The organism is Actinomadura sp. NTSP31 (assembly GCF_041951385.1).
In the GTDB taxonomy this organism is placed as follows: domain Bacteria; phylum Actinomycetota; class Actinomycetes; order Streptosporangiales; family Streptosporangiaceae; genus Spirillospora; species Spirillospora napierensis.
Genome location: NZ_JBGNUT010000069.1, coordinates 1 through 1,492, shown reverse-complemented (window position 1 = coordinate 1,492; position 1,492 = coordinate 1). Strand labels below are relative to the sequence as shown.

Genomic DNA, 1,492 nt, shown 5'->3' with positions numbered 1-1,492 from the left:
GACGCTGCACCTAAATGCATTTCGGGGAGAACCAGCTATCACGGAGTTTGATTGGCCTTTCACCCCTAACCACAGGTCATCCCCCAGGTTTTCAACCCTGGTGGGTTCGGGCCTCCACACCGTCTTACCGGCGCTTCACCCTGCCCATGGCTAGATCACCCCGCTTCGGGTCTACAGCATGCGACTCAAACGCCCTATTCAGACTCGCTTTCGCTACGGCTACCCGCCACCGGTTAACCTCGCCACACACCATAACTCGCAGGCTCATTCTTCAAAAGGCACGCCATCACCAACACACATCCGAAGACATGCGAGGAGGCTCTGACGGCTTGTAGGCACACGGTTTCAGGTACTATTTCACGACCCCTCACCGGGGCACTTTTCACCATTCCCTCACGGTACTGATCCGCTATCGGTCACCAGGAAGTATTCAGCCTTACCACGTGGTCGTGGCAGATTCACACGGGATTTCACGGGCCCCGTGCTACTCGGGAACACACCCAGAAGCCACTACAAGTTTCGTCTACCGGACTCTCACCGTCTACGGTCGGCCTTCCCATGCCATTCGACTACTCGAGCGGTTTATAACTTCTCGCTGGACTGGTAGATCCAACAGGGCGGTCCCACAACCCCGCACACGCAACCCCTACCAGGTATCACACGCGCACGGTTTAGGCTCCTCCGCTTTCGCTCACCACTACTCACGGAATCACTATTGTTTTCTCTTCCTGCGGGTACTGAGATGTTTCACTTCCCCGCGTTCCCACCAACCTGCCTATACATTCAGCAGGCGGCGACACCCCATGACGGGTGCCAGGTTTCCCCATTCGGAAATCCCCGGATCAAAGTCTGGTTGCCGACTCCCCGAGGCATATCGCAGGCTCCCACGTCCTTCATCGGCTCCTGATGCCAAGGCATCCACCGTATGCCCTTAAAAACTTGAACACACGAAACGATCAAAACAAATCGCAGAGACGAACAACAACAACCCGAAAAGACAGGAACCTCACGGCCCCCACCCTTCGAGCTCTCGCTGCTCGCCAGAGATGCTCGCGTCCACTGTGTAGTTCTCAAAAAACAACCGGGCCCACCAGAACCACCCCGACCGTTACGGTCGAGGCGGTATCTGGTCCCGCAGTCCGAGGTCACCGGGCTAACGCCCGTTTCCTCAGGACCCAACAGCGTGTCCAACCTGCCGACCGCCCGGAGCTCACCGTTCCCACTCCCCAAAGGGGCGGTACTAGCTGAGCCGCACGGCCAGCAGACTGAATAACCAGTGCTCCACATCTATGAGCAGCCACCCGACGAACACTCGCCGCCGATGATGGCCCCCGACCCGGACACCCCGAAAAGGGGTCGGTCCGAGCCAGTTGATGCTCCTTAGAAAGGAGGTGATCCAGCCGCACCTTCCGGTACGGCTACCTTGTTACGACTTCGTCCCAATCGCCGGCCCCACCTTCGACCGCTCCCCCCCTTGCGGGTTGGGCCACGG

General features: G+C 58.6%; 2 rRNA genes. Both read right to left on the bottom strand.

Features of this window, described 5'->3' with window-relative positions:
* Positions 1 to 945: ribosomal RNA gene (locus ACA514_RS48215) — 23S ribosomal RNA — on the bottom strand; the annotation flags it as partial.
* 439 nt (positions 946 to 1,384) lie between these two features.
* Positions 1,385 to 1,492: ribosomal RNA gene (locus ACA514_RS48210) — 16S ribosomal RNA — on the bottom strand; the annotation flags it as partial.